This is a genomic window from Rhizobium sp. G21 (assembly GCF_014158035.1).
In the GTDB taxonomy this organism is placed as follows: domain Bacteria; phylum Pseudomonadota; class Alphaproteobacteria; order Rhizobiales; family Rhizobiaceae; genus Rhizobium_E.
Genome location: NZ_JACFXW010000002.1, coordinates 206,497 through 228,668 on the forward strand (window position 1 = coordinate 206,497; position 22,172 = coordinate 228,668).

11 protein-coding genes and 6 pseudogenes are annotated in these 22,172 nt (G+C 63.9%); 13 read left to right on the forward strand and 4 right to left on the reverse strand.

Going from position 1 to position 22,172, the window contains the following annotated elements:
* The 6 genes and pseudogenes from H2O14_RS22310 to H2O14_RS22330 all read left to right on the forward strand — a co-directional run bounded on the left by H2O14_RS22310 (nt 1) and on the right by H2O14_RS22330 (nt 6,635).
* Nucleotides 1-1,098: an ABC transporter ATP-binding protein gene (locus H2O14_RS22310; RefSeq protein WP_182829628.1), complete on the forward strand. Its 1,098-nt coding sequence runs from the start codon at nt 1-3 to the stop codon at nt 1,096-1,098.
* Nucleotides 1,091-1,567 (forward strand): annotated as a pseudogene (locus H2O14_RS29610) (ABC transporter ATP-binding protein); the annotation flags it as partial. The gene H2O14_RS22310 and the pseudogene H2O14_RS29610, both read left to right, overlap by 8 nt.
* A gap of 126 nt (nt 1,568-1,693) precedes the next feature.
* Nucleotides 1,694-2,089: a TOBE domain-containing protein gene (locus H2O14_RS29615; protein ID WP_409526971.1), complete on the forward strand. Its 396-nt coding sequence runs from the start codon at nt 1,694-1,696 to the stop codon at nt 2,087-2,089.
* 11 nt (nt 2,090-2,100) lie between these two features.
* Nucleotides 2,101-3,729 (forward strand): dihydroxyacetone kinase subunit DhaK, encoded by a 1,629-nt coding sequence (locus H2O14_RS22320; RefSeq protein WP_182829630.1) that lies wholly within the window; start codon nt 2,101-2,103, stop codon nt 3,727-3,729.
* Between the two features lie 228 nt (nt 3,730-3,957).
* Complete coding sequence (locus H2O14_RS22325) at nt 3,958-5,694, forward strand: alpha/beta fold hydrolase (RefSeq protein WP_182829631.1); 1,737 nt, start codon at nt 3,958-3,960, stop codon at nt 5,692-5,694.
* 179 nt (nt 5,695-5,873) lie between these two features.
* Complete coding sequence (locus H2O14_RS22330; protein WP_182829632.1) at nt 5,874-6,635, forward strand: SDR family oxidoreductase; 762 nt, start codon at nt 5,874-5,876, stop codon at nt 6,633-6,635.
* A gap of 153 nt (nt 6,636-6,788) precedes the next feature.
* Here H2O14_RS22330 and katG read toward each other — a convergent pair whose 3' ends face one another.
* The gene (gene katG, locus H2O14_RS22335) at nt 6,789-8,960 is read right to left on the reverse strand and encodes a catalase/peroxidase HPI (RefSeq protein ID WP_182829633.1); all 2,172 of its coding nucleotides are present in this window, start codon (nt 8,958-8,960) and stop codon (nt 6,789-6,791) included.
* Nucleotides 8,961-9,104: 144 nt separating this feature from the next.
* Here katG and H2O14_RS22340 point away from each other — a divergent pair.
* From H2O14_RS22340 to H2O14_RS22370, 7 genes and pseudogenes are all read left to right on the forward strand, one after another.
* Nucleotides 9,105-10,021: pseudogene (locus tag H2O14_RS22340) on the forward strand (LysR substrate-binding domain-containing protein).
* A gap of 129 nt (nt 10,022-10,150) precedes the next feature.
* Nucleotides 10,151-11,135, forward strand: a pseudogene (locus H2O14_RS22345) (BMP family protein).
* A gap of 9 nt (nt 11,136-11,144) precedes the next feature.
* Nucleotides 11,145-12,553: pseudogene (locus H2O14_RS22350) on the forward strand (amidase).
* Entirely contained in the window at nt 12,550-14,070 is a 1,521-nt protein-coding gene (locus H2O14_RS22355) for an ABC transporter ATP-binding protein (RefSeq protein WP_182829634.1), read from the forward strand. Before H2O14_RS22350 ends, H2O14_RS22355 begins: the two are co-directional and overlap by 4 nt.
* Nucleotides 14,060-15,109 carry an ABC transporter permease gene (locus tag H2O14_RS22360; RefSeq protein ID WP_182829635.1) on the forward strand — a complete coding sequence of 350 codons (1,050 nt, stop codon included), beginning with the start codon at nt 14,060-14,062 and terminating at the stop codon, nt 15,107-15,109. The genes H2O14_RS22355 and H2O14_RS22360 overlap by 11 nt, the downstream gene beginning before the upstream one ends.
* Nucleotides 15,106-16,051 (forward strand): annotated as a pseudogene (locus tag H2O14_RS22365) (ABC transporter permease). The gene H2O14_RS22360 and the pseudogene H2O14_RS22365 overlap by 4 nt, the downstream one beginning before the upstream one ends.
* 16 nt (nt 16,052-16,067) lie before the next feature.
* Nucleotides 16,068-17,360 (forward strand): amidohydrolase family protein, encoded by a 1,293-nt coding sequence (locus H2O14_RS22370; protein ID WP_182829636.1) that lies wholly within the window; start codon nt 16,068-16,070, stop codon nt 17,358-17,360.
* 32 nt (nt 17,361-17,392) lie between these two features.
* Here H2O14_RS22370 and H2O14_RS22375 read toward each other — a convergent pair whose 3' ends face one another.
* The 3 genes and pseudogenes from H2O14_RS22375 to H2O14_RS22385 form a co-directional block, all read right to left on the reverse strand.
* A complete protein-coding gene (locus tag H2O14_RS22375) occupies nt 17,393-18,199 on the reverse strand; it encodes a ferredoxin--NADP reductase (protein WP_182829637.1) in 807 nt (268 codons plus the stop codon).
* Between the two features lie 77 nt (nt 18,200-18,276).
* Nucleotides 18,277-20,027, reverse strand: a pseudogene (locus tag H2O14_RS22380) (hydantoinase B/oxoprolinase family protein).
* Nucleotides 20,028-20,030: 3 nt separating this feature from the next.
* Nucleotides 20,031-22,118 (reverse strand): hydantoinase/oxoprolinase family protein, encoded by a 2,088-nt coding sequence (locus H2O14_RS22385; protein WP_182829638.1) that lies wholly within the window; start codon nt 22,116-22,118, stop codon nt 20,031-20,033.
* Between the last annotated feature and the right edge of the window lie 54 nt (nt 22,119-22,172).

A 22,172-nucleotide genomic window follows, 5' to 3' on the forward strand; every position in this document is an offset into this window, starting at 1 on the left:
ATGGCGCAGATCAGGATTGAAAAGCTGCGCAAGGAGTTCGGAAGCTTCACCGCGGTGCAGTCGTCGAGCTTCACCATCGAGGACGGCGAGTTCTTCATGCTGCTCGGTCCCTCGGGCTGCGGCAAGACCACCACTTTACGCATGATGGCGGGTCTCGAACTGCCGACCAGCGGCGAGATCTTCATCGATGGCGACGAAGTCGGCATGAAGCGCGCCAGCCAGCGCGACATCGCCTTCGTCTTCCAGATGTTTGCGCTCTATCCGCATATGAATGTCCGCCGCAACATCGCCTATCCACTGTTGAGCCAGGGCGTGGCCAAGGCGGATGTCAAGACGCGGGTCGAGGACGTCGCGCGTATTCTGAGGATCGAATCCATCCTCGACAAGCCGGTCGGCGGCCTGTCGGGCGGCGACCGCCAACGCGTCGCGCTCGGCCGCGCCATCGTCCGCCGGCCCAAGGCCTTCTTCATGGACGAACCGCTCGGCGCTCTCGACGCCGAGTTTCGAGAACATATGGCGGAAGAATTGCGCGCGTTGCATGACCGGATCGGCGCCACCACTGTCTACGTCACCCATGACCAACTCGAAGCCATGCAGATGGGCGACAAGATCGCGGTGATGAACCACGGCGTCGTCGAGCAATTGGGGCCGCCCCAGCAGATCTATGACTGGCCGGCGACCCGCTTCGTGGCGGATTTCATCGGCTCGCCGCCGATGAATTTTCTGGAGTTCCAAGGCATGATCGGCATCGGCGGCGATCATGTGGTGCTCGACGGCCAAAGGATCGCGGTGCCGACATCGAGACAGGGCGCCGAGGGCGCGCTGACGCTCGGGGTCCGCCCGGAACATGTCCGCCTTTCCGACGCCTCTCCCTATCGCGCCCGGATCGAGGCTGCGGAATATCTGGGAACTACGCAGATCGTCCGCCTCGCCACGGCCAATGGCCCGATCAAGGCGCGGATCTCGTCCGCCGATGTGGTCAGGCCCGGCGAGACGGTCGGCCTCGATTTCGACAGCCGCACGCTGACACTGTTTGCCGGCGAACGCGGCCGCGCTTTGGTGTCCGAAGCGAATGAAGGAGTGCTGGTTCATGGCTGAGGTGGTGTTGCATGCGATCACCAAGAGCTTCGCCGGCCACAAGGCCCTCGACGACGTCTCCATGACCGTGGCCGACGGCTCCTTCGTCGTCCTGCTCGGCCCCACCGGCGCCGGAAAAACCACCACGCTGCGCGTCATCTCCGGATTGGAGGAACCCGACGGTGGTGATGTGCGGATCGGCGGCCGCCCGATGAGAGGTCTTTCGCCGGCCGAGCGCAATGTGGCGATGGTCTTCCAGCAATATTCGCTCTATCCGCATCTGACCGTGCGCGATAATCTAGCCTTTCCACTGCGCTCGCCGCTTCTGAAGACGCCGCCGGCGGAGATCGAACGCAAGGTGGCGGCGGTGGCGGAGACACTGCGCATCTCGCATAAGCTCGACAACAAGGCGACAGCCCTTTCGGGCGGCGAAATGCAGCGGGTGTCGATTGGCCGGGCGCTGGTGCGCAATCCCGAAATCTATCTCATGGACGAGCCGCTGAGTTCGCTGGACGCGAAACTCCGCGCCGATCTCCGCGTCGAGCTGAAGAGCATCCAGGCCAATTCCGGCGCGACGCTGCTCTATGTAACGCATGACCAGGTGGAGGCCATGACCATGGCGACGCATGTCGGCGTTCTCGATCACGGACGACTGGTGCAGTTTGGCCCGCCGCGCGAGGTCTATGAGCAACCCGTAAGCCTTTACGCCGCAGCGCGGTTGGGGCAGCCGCGCATCAACATCGTTCCCGCCAGTCTCTTTCCCGCGCCCCCGGCCCGCGCCGCCCATATCGGCCTTCGACCCGAACATATCCGGCTCGGGCAAGGGGAGGAGAGTCTGGTCAACCGTGTGGAGCGGCTGGGCGACCAGACGCGGCTGCATCTCTCGTTCCGCGGGCAGAGCATCGTCGTCGTCGTCGTCGAACCGCATACCGCCTTGCGGAGCGGCGACATCGTCAAGATCGAACCCGTCGCGCCGCTCTATTTCGACGCCGACGGCGCGCGACTGATCTAAGGGAGGACCTCATGGCGCAGTTCATCAACAAGAAGGAAGAGGTTGTCATCGAGGCCGTGGACGGCCTCTTGGCCACATCCTCAGTGCCGCTCGCCCGGCTCGACGGTTATCCGCATATCAGGGTCGTGGTTCGGGCGGATTGGGACAAGTCCAAGGTGGCGCTGGTGTCGGGCGGCGGCTCGGGCCATGAGCCCGCCCATGCAGGTTTCGTCGGCGAGGGGATGTTGACGGCGGCCGTTTGCGGCGATGTCTTCGCTTCGCCGAGCGTCGATGCGGTGCTGGCCGGCATCCTCGCCGTGACTGGTCCGGCGGGTTGCCTGCTGATCGTCAAGAACTACACCGGCGACCGGCTGAATTTCGGCCTCGCCGCCGAACGCGCCCGCGCCTTCGGCCTCAATGTCGAAATCGTCATCGTTGACGACGACATCGCGCTGCCGGATCTGCCGCAGGCGCGCGGCGTCGCGGGCACGCTGTTCGTCCACAAGATCGCCGGCGCGCTCGCCGAAGACGGCGCGGATCTCGAAACAGTGGCTGCGGCGGCTCGGCGGGTGATTTCGGGCGTCAAGAGTATCGGTATGTCGCTCGACACCTGCACGGTGCCGGGTTCGCCCAAGGAGGATCGCATTCCCGCCGGCATGGCCGAACTGGGTCTCGGCATTCATGGCGAAGCCGGCGTCGAACAGGTGGACTTCTCCGGCGCTCGATCGGCGATGTCCGCCGTCGCCGGCAAGCTCGCGGCTGCGATCGGCGAGGGGCGGCATGTGGCGCTGATCAACAATCTCGGCGGCGCCTCGGTCCTGGAAATGTCTGTTCTCGCCCATGAACTCGTCCGCTCGTCGATCGGCTCTCACATCAGCCATGTCGTCGGCCCGGCGGCCATGATGACCTCGCTCGACATGCGCGGCTTCTCGATTTCGCTCTATGCGGCCGACGACGCCGAGATCGCGGCTCTGACGCGTCCCGTTGGCCCTTCTGGCTGGCCGGGACTGTCGCCGGTCCGGCCGGTGACTGTGATCGCTCTGCCGGACGGGCTGGCGCCGGTGATGCCGCTGGCTTCCGATCACGCGCCGACGCGCGCCTTCCTCACCGAATGCTGCAATGTGCTGATCGCCTGCGAGCAGGATCTGAACGCGCTAGACGCCCGCTCCGGCGATGGCGACACCGGCTCCACGCTTGCCGGCGCGGCCAAGGCGTTGGTCAGCGCGATGGACAGGCTTCCGCTGTCGGACCACACCCAATTGTTGCGCGCCATCGGGCTCGAACTCAGCCAGACCATGGGCGGTTCGTCCGGCGTGTTGCTGGCGATCTTCTTTGCCGCCGCCGGCGACGGCGCATCCAGCGGCCTGCCGTTGCGCGAGGCGCTGAAGGCGGGTCTGCTGCGCATGCAGGAAATCGGCGGCGCCCGTGTCGGCGACCGCACCATGATCGACGCGCTCGCGCCGGCGCTCGACGCCTTGGAGCAGGGTTTCGCTCCCGCCGCCGAGGCCGCTCGCGCAGGAGCCAATCACACGGCGACCCTCGTCAAGGCGAAAGCGGGCCGAGCGGCCTATATTAACGCCAGGCAGTTGCTCGGTCATGCCGATCCCGGCGCGGAGGCCGTGGCGCGTCTGTTCGAATATCTTGCGCGGGTGGCGCCATGAAAGGACGATGGCCTATCGAAGCGGTTCTTTCGCTTGGTGGTATCCGGCGGAAATAGCGAAGGACATTTTTTTAACGACCGCATCTCGGCGATTTTCACGGACGGGACGAACAATTTTCGTCCAAGGATTGGCGAGCGTTTCGATGGCGCCACTTTTGTGCGCTTGACAGGTCGTAATACCATGTGAACAACGCTTGGTCGTTCATCGAATTTGCTCGAGCCCTTTCAGATGCCCACTGATACGCATGATCTGATCGCGGCGATCTACGCCGCTACTTTGTCTCCAAGTGATTTTTTCCGCATTCTCGACAATCTGGATTCATTGTTGTTTCTCGGCGAGGACAGCGCGTTCGACCGGGCGGCCGGATTGAGCGATGCGGCGCTGTCGCATATCGAAATGGCGCGTTCGATCCAGGAACGTATCGGCGGCGCGCGGACGCAGCATCAAAAACTGAGCGCCATCGTCGAGGCTGTGCCCAACCCTTCCTACATCATCTCCAGGACCGAAGCCGTGGTCGCAGCCAATGCGATGGCGACGTCCAAATATGGTCAGGCGCCCGCGCTGCTCAAGGATCTCGTTGCCGTGGGCGATGTCCAGAAACATCTTCGCGACTATCTGCGTCATGACAACGCCGGCGCTGCGCATGCGATCGCCGGGCAATCCGACCCTTCGCGCAAGGGGCAGACCAGCGTGCTCATCAGCCGGATCGATTCCGAAGTGACGGGTGGCGTCGGACAAATGTATTTGCTGTCCATCATCGATTTCGGTTTCGACGAGGCCGTGACCGAACTGTTCCGCTCGGCCTATGGCTTGACCCATGCCGAATGTCAGGTGGCGGTGCTCGTGGCGAGCGGCTTGCGGCTGTCGGACATTGCCGCCGAGCGTGATGTGGCGCTCGATACGGTGCGCAGCCAGATCAAGACGATCAAGAACAAGACGTCGACCCGCGACCTGCCCGCACTGGTCAGACTGCTCTGCGGATTTTCCGCCAGCGCTGCGGGCCAGACTGGCAGGCAGGCAGGGGAATTCAAGATCGACGGCGACGCGCCGATGAAAATCCGTCGGCAGATTTCGTTGCGCAGCGGTCGCCAAATCGACTTCGTCGAGCAGGGCGCCGCGGATGGGAAGCCTGTGCTGATGTTTCACAATCTCCCTTATGGCGTGGAATTGCCGGAGGCGGCGATCAAGCAGGCGCATGCGGAAGGGTTGCGGATCATCGCGCCATTCCGCCCGGGAATGGGCGCGACCGATTACGTCCAGCACGCCGATCTGAACGAACTTCTCGACAAAGCGGCTGATGATTGCGATGAGTTGTTGCGCCATCGGGGCGTCTCGTCTGTGGTCGCGGTCAGCCATGCGGCCGGTTCGCCATTCGCCTTGCGTTTCGCCTCCCGCCATCCCGAGCGGGTCAATCGGCTGATCGGCGTCGCGCAGGCGCCGGGATGGCGGCCAGAATGGATCAATGATCTGCCGCAGCGCCAACGGTTCGTCGTTCGGCTGGCCAAACATTTCCCACAGGTGCTTCCGGTGGTGATCTGGTCGATGCTCGCCTGCATGGATAGCCCCTACGCCAGTGAATTCGTCCGGCATGGCTGTCGGGATGGCCGCGCCGACAGCCGCGCCGTCGAGGATCAGGAAATCGTCGATTTGATCACCAAGGGGTCGGTGGACGCGCTCAAGCGCGGTGTCGCCGGATTGTGCCAGGAATGTCAGGTCCTGCAGTGCAATGGGGTCGAGGAGGCTCGCCGCTCGCCGCACAAATTCCATTTGTTGCACGGAGACGACGACAGAATCATTCCCGTCGCGCACAGCCTCGCTTTCGTCGACGATGTGCCGGGCACCACGATCGATATCGTCAAGGGGGCCGGCCAACTGCTGTTCTACAGCCACTGGCGCCATGTCTTCGACGCCATTACAGCGCCGTCGCGACAACCGCACATGGATCTCGCAAGCCAGTATGCGTGACGGATAAACCTCCAAAGGAGGCGGACATAGGCGTGGCTGACGATTCAATCCGGCGGCGCAGATTTCTTTCCCACATATTCGCTTGTATCTTGCCCCCTGCCAGAGCGGATGGGGGCGACCGCGGCCGTTGACCGATATACTTTGCGCGATGGAATTTCGGCGATAGCGAGGAACGTGTCATGTTGGATTTATTCCGTCTCGATGGCGCGCTCGCCGTGGTGACAGGCTCAAGTCAGGGCATCGGCCTTGCTTTGGCGAAAGGTCTGGCGGCGTATGGCGCCCGCGTGGTGATCAATGGACGCGGAGCCGAGAAGGTGGCTCAGGCTGTGGAGTCGCTTCGGCGAGACGGTTATGAGGCGCATGGCCGGGTTTTCGATGCGGCCAGCCCGATGGTGGCGTCTGCAATCGATGCGATCGAGGCCGAGCTCGGTCCGATCGACATCCTCGTCAACAATGCCGGCATGCAGTTTCGCGCGCCACTGGAGGACTTTCCGTCCGACAAATGGGAAGAGCTTCTCAAAACGAATATTTCCAGCGTCTTCTACACCAGCCAGGCGACGGCCCGGCACATGATCGCGCGCGGCAGGGGAAAGATCATCAATATCGGTTCGGTGCAGAGCGAACTCGGTCGCCCCTCGATTGCGCCCTACGCCGCCACCAAGGGCGCGGTGAAAAATCTGACGCGCGGCATGTGCGCCGATTGGGCGAGGCATGGCCTGCAGATCAACGGCATCGGTCCCGGTTATTTCAAGACGCCTCTCAATCAGGCCCTGGTCGACGACCCCGACTTTACGGGTTGGCTCGAAAAGAGAACACCCGCCGGTCGCTGGGGCGACGTTGAAGAATTGATCGGGGCGGCGGTATTTCTCGCAAGTCCGGCGTCTTCTTTCGTCAATGGCCACATGCTCTATGTCGATGGCGGCATCACCACCTGCCTTTGACCAGCCGCCTCGGCATGTTTGCTCGCCTTCGCCATGCCGACCGGACAGCGTGCGGTTTTGCAGGTCTTCGGCGGCGCGCTCCGCTGAACAAGACGGCCCTCTCTCCGGTCAGGAGAGAGGGCCGCTTCGTGACGATCTAACTGTTCTCGGCGATCACGCCAGATCGAAGCGATCGGCGTTCATCACCTTGGTCCAGGCCGCGGCGAAGTCGTGGACGAACTTCTCCTTCGAGTCATCCTGGGCGTAGACTTCGGCATAGGCGCGCAGCATGGCGTTCGAGCCGAACACCAGATCGACGCGCGTCGCCGTCCACTTCACCGCGCCAGTCTTGCGGTCGCGAATCTCGTAGAGATTGTCGCCGGTCGGAACCCAGCTATAGGCCATGTCCGTCAGGTTGACGAAGAAGTCGGTCGTCAGCGCGCCTTCGCGGTCGGTGAAGACGCCGTGCTTGGCGCCGCCATAGTTTGCGCCGATGGCGCGCATGCCGCCGATCAACGCCACCATCTCAGGCGCGGTGAGGCCCAGCAACTGGGCGCGGTCGAGCAGCATTTCCTCGGGGCTGACGACATAGTCCTGCTTCTGCCAGTTGCGGAAGCCGTCGGCCAGCGGTTCGAGATAGCTGAACGAATCGACATCCACCTGATCCTGGCTCGCGTCGCCGCGGCCGGGAGCAAAGGACAGCTCGAGCGCAACGCCCGCGGCCTTGGCGGCCTGTTCGACGCCGACATTGCCGGCGAGCACGATGACGTCGGCGATGCTGGCGCCGGTTTCAGCCGCGATCGGTTCGAGAGCCGAAAGCACCTTGGCGAGGCGCGCCGGCTCGTTGCCGGCCCAATCCTTTTGCGGAGCCAGGCGAATGCGCGCGCCGTTGGCGCCGCCGCGCATGTCCGACCCGCGATAGGTGCGGGCGCTGTCCCAGGCGGTGGCGACGAGCTCGGCGACCGAAAGACCGGATGCGGCGATCTTCGCCTTGACGGCGGCGACATCGTAGTCGCTGCGGCCGGCCGGGGTCGGGTCCTGCCAGATCAGATCCTCGGCCGGAACATCCGGGCCGATATAGCGGGACTTCGGGCCCATGTCGCGATGGGTCAGCTTGAACCAGGCGCGGGCGAAGGCGTCGGAGAAGGCGTCGAAGTCGTTCATGAAGCGCAGCGAGATCTCCCGATAGATCGGGTCGACCTTCAGCGCCATGTCGGCGTCGGTCATCATCGGATTGTGGCGGATCGACGGGTCCTCGACATCGACGGGCTTGTCTTCTTCCGCGATGTTGATCGGCTCCCACTGCATCGCGCCGGCCGGGCTTTTGCGCAGCTCCCAGTCATGCTTGAACAGCATGTCGAAAAAGCCGTTGTCCCACTGGGTGGGATGCGTGGTCCAGGCGCCTTCGAGACCGCTGACAACGGTATCGCGGCCGATGCCGCGGCCCTTCAGATTCATCCAGCCCAGGCCTTGGAATTCAGGATCGGCCATTTCCGGATCGGGGCTCAGATTGGTCGCGGAGCCGTTGCCATGCGTCTTGCCGACCGTGTGGCCGCCGGCGGTCAGCGCCACGGTTTCCTCGTCGTCCATACCCATGCGGGCGAAGGTTTCGCGCATCATCGCCGCCGTCGCCAGCGGATCGGACTTGCCGTTCACGCCTTCCGGGTTGACGTAGATGAGGCCCATCTGCACGGCGGCGAGCGGATTGGCGAGCGTTTCCGGCTTGGTCACGTCGGCATAGCGGTTGTCGCTGGGCGCGAGCCATTCCTTTTCATCGCCCCAATAGGTGTCCTTTTCGGGGTGCCAGATATCTTCGCGGCCGAAGGCGAAGCCGAAGGTCTTGAGGCCGGCGACCTCATAGGCGATCGTGCCGGCGAGCATGATGAGGTCCGCCCAGCTGATCTTGTTGCCGTACTTCTTCTTGATCGGCCACAGCAGGCGGCGGCCCTTGTCTGTATTGACGTTGTCCGGCCAGGAATTGAGCGGGGCGAAGCGCTGGTTGCCGTTGCCGCCGCCGCCGCGGCCGTCCGTCACGCGGTAGGAGCCTGCGGAATGCCAGGCGGTGCGAGCGAACATGCCGACATAGCTGCCCCAGTCGGCGGGCCACCAATCCTGACTGTCGGTCACGAGCGCGCGGACATCGGCTTTCAACGCTTCGATATCGAGCGTCTTCAGCTCTTCGCGGTAATTGAAATTCTTGCCCAACGGGTTCGTCTTGACGTCGTGCTGATGCAGAATGTCGAGATTGAGCGCATTCGGCCACCAGTCGGTGTTGGCCGCCTTGTGCGATGTGTGGCCGCCATGGGCCACCGGACATTTGCCGACGATTTTCGGATGTTCGTTCATATGTGATTTCCTTCCCTTCTTGCTGCCTGGCAGAGCCGCAGCCGCCCGTTCTGTTGGCGGGTCCCTCAACCCGTGAGCTCCTTCTAGATCATCCCAAACATAAAATATAATTGCATTTTCTAAAGGTTCCGATAGAAAAATCTAATGGCGAACCTCTCCATGAAACATCTCAAATATTTTGACGCACTCGCCCGCCACGGCCATTTCGGACGGGCGGCGGCCGATTGCGCCGTGACACAGCCGGCTTTGTCGGTGCAGATCAAGGAGTTGGAGGATCTTCTCGGCGCGCCGCTGGTGGAGCGCGGAGCGCGTCAGATAAGACTGACCGCGCTCGGAGAGACGGTGGCGGCGAGAGCGCGGGACGTGCTCACCTCCGTCGAAGAGATCGTCAATCTGACGCGGGGCGCGAATGGCGATTTCATGCGCGAATTGCGCCTCGGCGTCATCCCCACGATCGCCCCCTATCTGCTGCCGGCGCTTATCAAGGCGCTCGCCGCCCGCTATCCGGATCTGGATGTTCGACCGCGCGAAACCGTGACCCAGCGGCTGATCGCCGATCTCGGCGATGGCAAGCTGGACGCCGCTATCGTCGCCCTGCCGGTGTCGGAACCGTCGCTCACCGAAACGCCGCTGTTCGAAGAGGAATTCGTGCTGGTCCGGCCGCGCGAGGACGCCGCCAAGCCCGTTCCAAACCCGCAGGCGCTGCGCGAAATGCGATTGCTTCTTCTGGAGGAGGGACATTGCTTCCGCGAGCAGGCGCTGTCTTTTGCGATATAGCGCCGCCTGCGCCGCGCGACCTCATGGAGGGAAGTTCGTTGTCCACGCTCGTGCAGATGGTCGGCGCGGGCATCGGCATCACGCTGATTCCGCAGATGGCCGTCGCCATCGACACCCGCTCGGCCTCGGTTTCCGTCGCCCGCTTGGGCGATCCCAGTCCATCGCGCATGGTGGGCATGGTCTGGCGCAGGAGCAATCCGCTTGCCGCGCAACTGCAACAGATTTCCGACATCGTGCGTGAGGAGGGGCTGCGGCTTCTTTCGGAATTCAGGGGCGGCCGCTGACCCGCTGCCCTTGATCGCCAACGATTGAGACAGCATGGCTGACTAAAAAATCGCCATTCATCCGCCTTGACACATTTTTGGGCCGCCTTTAACAATTTTCACCAATTGGTAAAAAATGGGGAACCAAAAATGTCTAGCCAATTCAAACTATCGCGTCGCTCTGTGCTCGCCTCGGGCCTTGCGCTCGGCGCATCCTCCTTCATTCCCTCCGTTCGCGCCGCCGAACCGATCAAGGTCGCCGGCATTCATGGCTCGCCGGTCGAAAACGCGTGGAATTCGGTGCTGCACAAGGCGCTGCAGGACGCCGCCAAGGAAGGCGCGATCGAATATGTCTTCTCCGAAGGCGTGTCCGGCACGGATTACCCGCGCGCGATGCGCGAATATGCCGAACAGGGCGCAAAACTGATTATCGGCGAGACCTTCCCGGTCGAAAAGCAGGCGCGTGAAGTGGCGGCCGACTATCCCGAGACCGCCTTCGTGATGGGGTCGAGCGGCAAGGAAGCGGGTGAGAATTTCGGCGTGTTCGGCACCTGGAATTTCGACGGCGCCTATCTCGCCGGCATGCTGGCGGGCAAGATGACCAAGTCGAACGTGGTCGGTTCGGTCGGCGCCATGCCGATCCCGGAAGTCAACATGCTGATCAACGCCTTCGCGGCGGGCGTCAAGGCGGTCAATCCGGACGCCAAGCATCTGGTCACCTTCATCGGCACCTTCTTCGATCCGCCCAAGGCGCGCGAAGCGGGTCTGGCGCAGATCGACGCCGGCGCCGACATCCTGTTCGGTGAACGCATCGGCACGGCCGACGCCGCCAAGGAGCGCGGCATCAAGTCGGTCGGTTCGCTGATCGATTACACGCCGCGTTATCCCGATACGGTGTTTGCCAACGCGCTGTGGAATTTCCGCCCGATCCTCAACGCGGCCCTCGCCGATGTCGCCGCCGGCAAACCCACCGGCCGCGATTACACCGCCTACGGCCTGATGAAGGAAGGCGGCAGCGACATCGTTTTCGTCAAGGGCGTCGCCCCGCCGACGCCGAAACGGCGATGGAGAAGGTTCGCGCCGAGATCAAGTCCGGCGCCTTCGAAGTTCCCGGATCATGGATGAGCCCAAGTAAGCCTCTATCATGCAGGAAGACGCCACCAGCCTCGCAGAGGCGATCGCAAATGGTCGCCTCGCCTCTGTCGAGGCGATGCGCGCTTCGCTCTCGGCAGCCGATAGGGCTGTCGATCTGGGTTCCATCGCCTATCGCGACGACGGCAAGGGCCTCGCCGCCGCCCAGGCGGTCGATGCCCTGCCGCTATCCGCGCCCGAGCGCGCTGCCATGCCCTTCGCCGGCGTGCCCACGCTCGGCAAGGATCTCGGCGGTCCCTTCGCCGGCTTTCCGATGGCGGCGGGATCGCGGCTCATGGCGCGGCGGGGCGGTTTTGTCGATTCCGATCTTGCCGAACGATTTCGGAGCGCGGGCTTCTGCCTGTTCGGCCTGACCACCAGCCCCGAATTCGGCCTGTCGCTCGCCAGCGAGCCGGCCATCGGTCCCATCGCCCGAAATCCCCTGTCGCCCGATCTCTCGGCCGGAGGGTCCTCCGGCGGAGCCGCAGCCGCGGTCGCGTCGGGCATTGTCAGCATCGCGCACGCCACCGACGCGGGCGGATCGATTCGCGTGCCGGCCGCCTGCTGCGGTCTCGTCGGCTTGAAGCCGAGCCGGGGGCTGATGCCGGCCGGCCCGCATTTCGGCAATCATCTCGCGGGACTAGCCACCGAACTCGCGGTCTGCCGCTCGGTGCGCGACAGCGCCGCCATGCTCGGCCTGTTATCTGGCGAAGCGAGAGGGCCTTTTCCACCCGTAGCGCTGGCTTCCCCGGCGATGGGCCGCTGCGTATCGGTCTTCTAACCGACACCGGAGACGAGTTCCCAACAGATCCGGACCGCGCCCAGGCGATCGAAGACGCCGCTCGTCATCTCGAGCGGGACGGCCACCGCATCGTCCCCATCTCGTTTTCGCAGATTGACGCGGCGGCGGCCAGCAGCCGGCGCGCCTTCATCGATATCGTCTGCATCAACCTCGCCGATACGATCGCACAGTTCAACCTCGACGCGACCAAGACCGAACGGCTGACCCAGGCGGTGATCGAGCGCGGCCTCGGCATGAGCGCCGGCGCGGTGTGGCGTAGCCTCAACGCCATGGTCATCGTCAGCCGCGACCTCTGGCGTCTGTTCGACGGGATCGATTGCCTGCTTACGCCAATCCTGTCGTCCGCGCCGCTGCCGGTCGGCTCTTTCCCCAGCGATCACGCCGATACCGAGCTGCATTTCGACCGCATGGCCGCGTTTTCGCCGCTTGCGGCGCTGGCCAACGCGTCGGGTTTCCCGGCTCTGACCTTGCCTTTCGGCAGCGACGCCAAGGGCTTGCCGCTGCCGGTGCAATTGATGGCCCCGATGGGCGGCGATCACAGGCTCTTGCGTCTCGCCGCGCGTCTGGAGCAGGATGGGCGCTGGACGCATCCTTTCCCGATCGCAGGATTGACCGTATGAGCGCTTCCGTTCTCGACATTGTCGGCGTCAGCAAGCGTTTTGGCGACAATCTCGCCAATGACGATATTTCGCTTTCGCTGGGCCGCGGCGAGATCGTCGCGCTGCTCGGCGAAAACGGCGCCGGCAAGACCACGCTGATGAGCATCCTGTTCGGCCACTATACGCCCGACAGCGGACATATCCTCATCGACGGCCGCGATCTGCCGCCGGGCAAGCCGCGCGACGCCATCCGCGCCGGCATCGGAATGGTGCATCAGCATTTTTCGCTCGCGCCCAATCTGACCGTGCTCGAAAACGTCATGACCGGAACCGAAAGCTTGTGGTCGCCCGGCTCAAAACGCGCCGAGGGCCGGGCCAAGCTGATGGCGATTTCCGAGCGCTTCGGCCTGAAGACCGATCCCGACGCCCGGCTGGGCGATCTCTCGGTCGGCGAACAGCAGCGCGTCGAGATCCTCAAGGCGCTCTTTAACGACGCCCGCATCCTCGTGCTCGACGAGCCGACCGCGGTTCTGACCCAGATCGAGGCGGAACGCCTGTTCGCCATTCTGAAGGACATGGCGCGTGAGGGTCTGTCGCTGATCTTCATTTCGCACAAGCTCGACGAAGTGATGTCGACCGCCGACCGCGTCGTCGTGCTGCGCGGCGGACGGCTGGTCGCCGAACGCAAAGCGGCTGAGACCAGCAAATCCGAACTCGCCGAACTGATGGTCGGGCGCAGCGTGTCGCGTCCAGTCCGCGAGGCCTCGACGCCGGGCGAGATCGTGCTTGAAGTGGCAGGCGTCACCATCCGTCAGGGCGGCGTCGACAAGCTGAAAACGGTGGATTTCCGCCTGCGCGCCGGAGAGGTTCTCGGCGTCATCGGCGTATCCGGCAATGGTCAGGCGCAGCTGGCGCAGATGCTGTCGGGCACGCTGCCCTGGACGTCAGGCGACATCCTCCTGTTCGGCCAGACCGTCGAACGGCTGACGGTGTCAGATGCGGTCGCGGCGGGCATTGGGCGCATCCCCGAAGATCGCAACAAGGACGGCGCGATCGGCGAAATGGCGATCTGGGAAAACGCCGTGCTGGAACGCCTGTCGAAATTCTCGAAAAACGGTCTGGTCGACCGCAAGGCCGGCGCCGCCTTTGCGCAGGAGATTATCGGCCAGTTCGACGTGCGCGGCGGCTCGCCAACCAGCCGCATCCGGCTTCTGTCGGGCGGCAATATGCAGAAGCTTATTCTGGGTCGCAATCTCATCGAACGACCGAAGATCCTGATCGCCGCGCAGCCGGCGCGCGGGCTCGACGAAGGCGCGGTCGCCGCCGTGCATGCGCGCATTCTGGAGGCGCGCCGCCAGGGCGCGGCGGTGCTGCTGATTTCCGAAGATCTCGATGAGGTCATGGCGCTGGCCGATCGCATCCAGGCCATTGTCGGCGGCAGGCTGTCGCCGCCGATCTCCGCCGATCAGGCGTCGACGCGAAAACTCGGGCTGATGATGGCGGGCGAATGGGAGAGCGAGGTGGCGCATGCGGTTTGAACGCCGGGAACACCGTCCTCTGGCGCTGGTCGTGTCGACGCCGCTGATCGCCATCGCCGCCGCAATGGCGATCGCCGGCGTGCTGATCGCGATTGCCGGCTCGCCGGTTCTGGAGGCCTATTGGCTGATCCTCAAGGGCGCTTATGGCTCCAGGCTGTCCGCCACGGAGACGCTGACCCGCGCTGCGCCGCTGATTCTGACCGGGCTTGCCGCAGCCGTGGCCTTTCGCGCCCGCCTTTGGAATATCGGCGGCGAAGGCCAGCTTTATCTCGGCGCCATCGCGGTCGCCTGGATGAGTTCGCATCTTCTCGGCGACCTACATCCTGCCGTTCAGATACCTCTTTTGCTGGTCTTTGGCGCAATCGCCGGCATGGTCCTGCTGCTGGCGCCGCTCTGGCTGAGATTGCGCTTTTCGGTCGATGAAGTGGTGACGACGCTGCTTCTGAATTTCGTCGCAGTCCTGTTCGTCTCGATGTTGATCGACACGGTGCTGAAGGATCCCATGGCCTTTGGCTGGCCGCAGTCGCAATCGGTCGCCGATCAGGCGATGCTGCCGAAACTCCTGTCGCGGTCGCGGCTGCATCTCGGCCTGATCATCGCGATTGCGTTGGCAGTCGTCCTGCACTTCATTCAGTCGCGCACGGTGTTCGGCATGCAGTCGCGGGCGGCTGGGCTTAATCCGCAAGGCGCGGTCTTTGCCGGCGTGCCGCTCGGGCGCACGTTGGTCATCGTCGCCTGCCTGTCTGGAGGGCTCGCAGGTCTTGCCGGCGCGATCGAGGTGATGGGCGTCAAGGGCTACGTGACCACGGATCTGTCGCCGGGATACGGCTATTCCGGCATCGTCGTCGCCATGCTCGCCAATCTCAATCCGCTCGGCGTCGTGCTGGCCGGATTGTTCACCGCCACCATGTTCGTCGGCGCGGATGGCATGAGCCGCAGCCTCGGCATCCCCAGCTATATCGCCGATGTGATCGTGGCGCTGTCGCTGCTCACCATGCTGATCGCCGTCTTTTTCACCCAATACAGGATCCGCCGATGAGCGCGCTGTTCGACATCGTCGCCTCCGCCGGCCTCTGGGCCGCCGTGCTCAGGATCGCGACGCCCCTGATCCTCGGCACGCTGGGCGCGCTGTTGTGCGAGCGGGCGGGCGTGCTCAATCTCGGCATCGAGGGGATCATGACCTTCGGCGCGATGATCGGCTGGCTCGCGGTTTATAACGGCGCGGATCTCTGGACAGGCTTCCTGATCGCGGGGATCGCCGGCGGCGTCTTCGGTCTCTTGCATGCAGGACTGACCGTGACGCTCGGCCTGTCGCAGCATGTCTCCGGCCTCGGCGTCACGCTGTTTGCGTCGAGTTTCAGTTACTACGTCTTTCGCCTCATGGTGCCGGTCGCCGGCACGCCGCCGACAATCGAGCCATTTCAACCGATTGCGATCCCCGGGCTGAGCGATATTCCCTTCTTCGGACCGGCGCTGTTTTCCCAGACGCCGCCCACATACGCCGCCGTTCTTCTCGCACTCGTGCTGGCCTATATGCTGTTTCGGACCCCGCTGGGGCTAGCGATCCGCATGACGGGGGAAAATCCGCATGCGGCGGATGCGCAGGGCGTCAATCCCATGGCGGTGCGTTATGGCGCCGTCATTGCCGGCAGCGCCCTGATGGGCATGGCGGGGGCGTTTCTGACGCTGTCGGCCTTCAACAGCTTCTTCCCGACCATGGTGCAGGGGCGTGGCTGGATCTGCATCGCGCTCGTGGTGTTTTCGTCCTGGCGACCGGAACGGGCGCTGTTGGGGCGCTGCTGTTTGCCTTTTTCGACGGATTTCAGCTGAGGCTGCAGACCACGCTCGGCGGCGCCGTGCCCTATCAGCTGTTCCTGATGATTCCCTATATCCTGTCGATCGCGGCGCTGGCAGTCATGGCTCGGCGCGCGCCCGCGTTCCCCAGGCGTTGATGCAACCCTATCGGCGCGGCGAGCGCTGATTTCCGGAGAGTGACCATGTTCGATCTGATCATCCGCAACGCCAATCTGCCCGATGGCCGCCAGGGCTGGGATATCGGTCTCTCGGGCGGCAAGATCACCGCGATCGAGAAGAATATCGCTGCCGAGGCGGGCGAGGAGATCGACGCGTCGGGCCGCCTCGTCAGCCCGCCCTTCTGCGATCCACATTTCCACATGGATGCGACGCTGTCGCTCGGCATGCCGCGCATGAATGTTTCCGGCACGCTGCTTGAAGGCATTGCGCTCTGGGGCGAGTTGCGGCCGCTGCTGACCAAGGAGGCGCTGGTCGAGCGCGCCCTGCGCTATTGCGATCTCGCGGTCAGCCAGGGTCTTCTCTATATCCGCAGCCATGTCGACACCTCTGATCCCCGGCTGGTCACGGCCGAGGCGTTGCTCGAGGTGCGCGAACGCGTCGCGCCCTATATCACGCTGCAGCTCGTCGCTTTTCCGCAGGACGGCTATTACCGCGCGCCTGAGGGCGAGACGTCGCTGGAGCGCGCGCTGGACATGGGCATCGACATCGTCGGCGGCATCCCGCATTTCGAGCGGACGATGGATGACGGGCGCCGCTCGCTGAAAGCGCTGTGCCGCATCGCCGCCGAACGCGGCCTGCCGGTCGATATTCACTGCGACGAGACCGACGATCCCATGTCCCGGCATATCGAGACATTGGCGGCCGAGACGATCCGCTACGGCCTGCAAGGCCGAGTCGCCGGCTCGCATCTCACCTCCATGCATTCCATGGACAATTATTATGTCTCGAAACTCATTCCGCTGATGGCGGAGGCCGAGATCAACGTCATCCCCAATCCGCTGATCAACATCATGCTGCAGGGGCGGCACGACACTTATCCGAAACGTCGCGGCATGACGCGGGTGCGTGAATTGATGGCGGCTGGCCTCAACGTGTCCTTCGGCCAGGATTGCACCATGGATCCCTGGTATTCGATGGGCTCGGCCGACATGCTCGAAGTCGGGCATATGGCCATCCATGTGGCGCAGATGGGCGGGATCGAGGACAAGAAGAGGATCTTCGAGGCGCTGACCGTCAATTCCGCCAGGACCATGGGACTGGAAGGTTATGGCCTGGAGGTCGGCTGCAACGCCGATCTGGTGGTGCTGCAGGCGGCCGGTGTGATCGAGGCGCTGCGGCTGAAGCCGACACGGCTGTTTGTCGTCAAGAGCGGCAAGGTCATTTCCCGCTCGGCGCCGCGCATCGGCGAATTGTTCCTTGACGGTCGCCCTGACAGCATCGATCCGGGCCGCGACTACGTGCCGAAACCGGCCTGAGACGAAGGCGCTCCGGAAGGAGCGCCACGAGATCAGCCGACGAAGGCTCGCTCCACAACGAAGGTGGAGGGCGCATTGTTGGCGCCTTCTTCGAGACCGAATCTCTCAAGAACAGACTTGGTCTCGTTGAGCATCGCCATGGAGCCGCAGATCATTGCCCGGTCGGTTTCGGGCGAAATCGTCGGCAGGCCGAGATCGGCGAATAGCTTGCCATTGCGCATGAGATCGGTGACGCGGCCTATGCGAGGGGAAACTTCGCGTGTCGTCGTGGTGTAGAGCCTGAGCTTGCCGGCGGAGCATTCGCCGACCAGCGGGTCGTCCGCAAGTCCTTCCACCAGTTCGGTGATATAAGTGAGCTCGGCGACTTCGCGGCAGGTCTGCACCAGAATGACCTCTTCGAACTTTTCATAAGTCTCGGGATCGCGCACAAGGCTTGCAAATGGCGCGACGCCTGTGCCGGTCGAAAAGAGATAGAGTCGCTTTCCGGGCAGCAGCGCGTCCAGCACCAGCGTGCCCGTCGGCTTCTTGCGCATCAGCACGGTGTCGCCGGGAACGATTTTCTGGAGATGTTCGGTCAGCGGACCGTTTTCCACCTTGATGGAGAAGAACTCCACTTCCTCGTCCCAGGAGGGGCTCGCCACCGAATAGGCCCGATAGACAGGCTTTTCGGCGTTGGGCAGGCCGATCATCACGAATTCGCCGGAGCGGAAGCGGAAAGCGGCGGGACGGGTGATCCGGAAGGAAAATAGACGGTCGGTGTAATGCTTCACACTCACCACGCGCTCGGCGAAGACATTGTCGGGAATGGGGAAGGCGGGTGCGGAGACGAGGGCGTCCATGACGGGCTCCTGTGGAGAGATTGTTTGTGTACGAATTAAATGCATGCACGTTGACCGAGGAGGGCGTCCGGCGGCTCTCAGGCCGCCTTTGCAGATCGCGCCGCTTTCGTCGCCGTGATATCGACAACACCTGCCGCGTCGAGCGCCACGCCGAACAGAACCAATGCCTGTTCGACGCTATAGCGGCCCAGGCGAACATCGAGGGCCACGGCTTCGGGATCGCGTTCAAAGGGATTGCCGTAGCCGCCGCCGCCGGGGTCTGCACCCGCACCCGGTCGCCGGCTTTCAGCGGAATGTCCTGCGCCTTCGACAGATGCTCGGGCGTCATGGCGACGCCGTCGCGATAAAGCGTCACCTGATTGGGCGCGCCATCCTTGCCGCCGAGCGCGCCCGGAGGTCCGAAACGGCCGTGATCCATCACGAAGCTCGCCGTGGCCTGTCCGCGCCTCAGTTCGATCTCATAGTCGAGACCGAACCCGCCGCGATGGCGGCCTGCGCCGCCCGAGCCTTCGCGAAGCGCATAGCGATGATAGAGCACCGGATATTGCTGCTCCATGATTTCCACCGGCGGCGCCTTGGAAATGCCAATGGTCGAGCAGCCATTGGCGAGCCCGTCGTGATCGGCGTTGCCGCCATAACCGCCGCCGGAGATCTGATACATCACATAGCCCTGGCCGCGTTCCGGATCATGGCCGCCGAGCGCGAAATTGCCGGAACTTCCGGCCGGCGAGGCCGTCACCCGGTCTGGCAGCGCCTCGACCAGAGCGGAGAACACCGCTTCGGCGATGCGCTGGCTGACTTCGGCGGCGCAGCCCGAGACCGGTCGCGGATAATGCGCATCGAGGAACGTGCCTTCCGGCCGGATCACCGTCAGCGGCTCAAACGCGCCGGCCGAGATCGGCACATCCGGGAAGATATGGCGCATGGCGAGATAGACGGAGGACAGCGTCGTCGCCAGCACCGAATTCATCGGGCCGATGCAGGGTTTGGAAGAACCAGTGAAATCGAAGGTCAATTCGCCCTGATGGGCCGTCACCGTCAGGCGGATTTCGAGCGGTTCATTGACCACGCCGTCGCTGTCGACATAGGCGGTCGAGTGGTAGGTCCCGTCCGGGATCAGGCGGATATTGGCGCGCATCTGGTCGGCCGCGCGACGGCGCAATTCGGCGATCGCCTCGGTCACCGTGGCGTCGCCATAGCGATCCAGCAGCCGCACAAGGCGTTTCTCGCCGACGAGAAGGGCTGCGGCCTGCGCCTTGACATCGCCGATGCGCTGGTCGGCCACGCGGATATTCGAGCAGATGATCGAGTAGATTTCCGTGTCGAGTTCGCCTTGCTTGAACAGGCGCACGGGCGGCAGACGCAGGCCTTCCTGCTCGACGGATGTCGCCGAGGCCGAAAAGCCGCCCGGCACCGCGCCGCCGGTGTCCGGCCAATGGCCGGTGTTGGACAGCCAGCAGAATATCTCGCCATTGCGATAGACGGGCATGGCGAAGCGCACATCCATCAGATGCGTGCCGCCGAGATAGGGGTCGTTGACGATATAGATGTCGCCCGGCTTCGGAGCGGCCGCCTTGCCGGCGGCGATCATCTCGATCAGCACGCGGGTGGAATACTGCATCGTGCCGACGAACACCGGCAGGCCGCTCGATCCTTGTGCGATCAGCGCGCCGTCGACGGCGGAATAGATGCCATCGGAGCGGTCGTTGGCTTCGGCGATGACGGGCGAGAAAGCGGCGCGGGAAAAGGACAGGTCCATCTCGTCGCAGACCTGCTGCAGGCCGGATTGAATGACGGAGAGCGTGATGGGATCGATGCCTTGGGTCATGGCTCAGCCTCCGATGGTGATGATGATGTTGCCGTCGGCGTCCTGACGGGCGACGTCGCCGGGCTCGATGACGATGGTCGTGTCCATCTGCTCGATGATGGCGGGACCTTCGACGACGGCGTCGGCGGGCAGATGGTCACGCCAATAGACCGGCGTCTCCACGAATCCGCCGAAAAACACCGGACGTCTGCCGGTCTCGGCCTCGGCGAGGCTTGCCTTGCGGCCGCTGGCGTCGATGAGCGCCGAAAGATCGATCTCCTCGCGGCGTCCGATCACCGATGTGTTGACATTGACGAGATTGGCGCGAATTTCCGGCAGCGCCACATGGAAGCGGGCGAAATAGGCTTCCTCGAAGCGTTGCTGCAACTCTTCACGGCTCGGCGTGGGATTGGGAAGCGGCACGCGCAACACATGCGTCTGGCCGATGAACTGCATGTCGACCGAGCGCATCTCGCGGATTTCGCGGATCTGCACGGCTTCCTTGGCGATCAGGCCGCGGCCTTCCTCGCTCTGGCGGGCGAAGATTTGGTGCACCGTGTCGATATCGGCGGCGGCCAGGGGACGATTGACGGTCTGCACGAAATCATGCCGGAGATCGGCCACCACGCAGCCCAGCGCATTGGTGATGCCGGGTCTGGAGGGTGCAAGCACTTTGGGAATGCCGAGTTCCCTGGCGATGGCCGAGGCATGCAGGGGCCCTGCGCCGCCGAAAGCGAACAGGGCGAAATCGCGCGGATCTTCGCCGAGGCTGACCGAGACCATACGCACGGCGTCGGACATGCGGGCATTGGCGATGCGGATCACGGCGTCGGCGGCCTGGACCGCGTCGAGGCCAAGCCTGTCGCCGATCTCGCGGGCGAAAGCGGCCTCGACATCGGCGAGCGTCACGCCGCCCGGCACCTTGTTGAGGCGCGAGGGATTGAGGCGGCCGAGCAGAAGATTGGCGTCGGAAATGGTTGGTCTTGTTCCGCCCTTGCCATAGCAAATCGGGCCAGGGGTGGCGCCGGCGCTTTCCGGGCCGACCTGCAGCAAGCCGGCTTCGGTGACGCGGGCGATCGAACCGCCGCCGGCGCCGACAGTGCGCACATCCACCATCGGCACATGAATCGGCATGGCGTATTCCACCTCGATCTCGTTGGAGACGGTGGGTTCGGCGTCGCGGATCAGCGCGACATCGGTGGAGGTGCCGCCCATGTCATAGGTGATCAGGTTGGGCATGCCGGCGCGGCGGCCGGTATAGGCGGCGGCCATGACGCCGGAGGCGGGGCCGGACATCACCGTCTTGGCCGCTTCATTGGCGACCCGGCGAGCCGACACCATGCCGCCATTACCGTTCATCACCAAAACATCATGGCGATAGCCGCGCGCAGCCAGCGTATCGGCGAGACGCTCGACATAGCGGCGCAACAGCGGCTGCACCGAAGCGTTGACGGCGGCGGTGACGCCGCGCTCATATTCGCGGCTTTCCGAGAGCAACGCATGCCCGAGCGTGATATTGCCGTTCGGCCAGACCTCGCGGGCGATTTCGCCGGCCCGGAGTTCGTGGACCGGATTGGCGTAGGCATGCAGGAAGTGAATGACGAGCGCTTCGCAGCCCTTGTCGGCGAGATCCTGCAGCGCGGAACGAAGCGCATCCTCGTCGAGTGGCGTTACCACCGCACCGCGCGCATCCATGCGTTCGGGGATTTCCATGCGCAGATCGCGGGGAATGATCGGCCGGAAGTCGCCCTTCATGCCATAGGCCTGCGGCCGGGTGCGGCGGCCAAGCTCCAGCACGTCGCGGAAGCCCAGGGTGGTGATCATCCCGGTCTTGCAGAGCTGGCGTTCGAGCACGGCGTTGGTGGTGGTGGTCGTGCCATGCACGATGAGATCCAGCGCGGCGAAATCGGCCTCGGCCGCCTCGAGCGCATGGATCACGCCGAAGGCCTGATTGTCGAGCGTCGTCGGCGTTTTCGCCAGCCGCACCGTGCCGGTTGCAGTGTCGAACAGCACGAGATCGGTGAATGTGCCGCCGACATCGACGCCGGCGACGATCGATTGGTTGGAAGATGGAGTCCTGGCGTCGGTCGCCGATGCGGGGGGCTGAGACACGGCTGTTCCTTGCTTATTATTGTTTGTATACGAATGATATTGTCAGCCGCTATC

Coding starts and splice junctions, on each gene's coding strand:
- H2O14_RS22310 (WP_182829628.1), top strand. CDS start 1: ATGGCGCAGATCAGGATTGAAAAGCTGCGCAAGGAGTTCGGAAGCTTC.
- H2O14_RS29615 (WP_409526971.1), top strand. CDS start 1,694: ATGGCGACGCATGTCGGCGTTCTCGATCACGGACGACTGGTGCAGTTT.
- H2O14_RS22320 (WP_182829630.1), top strand. CDS start 2,101: ATGGCGCAGTTCATCAACAAGAAGGAAGAGGTTGTCATCGAGGCCGTG.
- H2O14_RS22325 (WP_182829631.1), top strand. CDS start 3,958: ATGCCCACTGATACGCATGATCTGATCGCGGCGATCTACGCCGCTACT.
- H2O14_RS22330 (WP_182829632.1), top strand. CDS start 5,874: ATGTTGGATTTATTCCGTCTCGATGGCGCGCTCGCCGTGGTGACAGGC.
- katG (WP_182829633.1), bottom strand. CDS start 8,960: ATGAACGAACATCCGAAAATCGTCGGCAAATGTCCGGTGGCCCATGGC.
- H2O14_RS22355 (WP_182829634.1), top strand. CDS start 12,550: ATGAGCGCTTCCGTTCTCGACATTGTCGGCGTCAGCAAGCGTTTTGGC.
- H2O14_RS22360 (WP_182829635.1), top strand. CDS start 14,060: ATGCGGTTTGAACGCCGGGAACACCGTCCTCTGGCGCTGGTCGTGTCG.
- H2O14_RS22370 (WP_182829636.1), top strand. CDS start 16,068: ATGTTCGATCTGATCATCCGCAACGCCAATCTGCCCGATGGCCGCCAG.
- H2O14_RS22375 (WP_182829637.1), bottom strand. CDS start 18,199: ATGGACGCCCTCGTCTCCGCACCCGCCTTCCCCATTCCCGACAATGTC.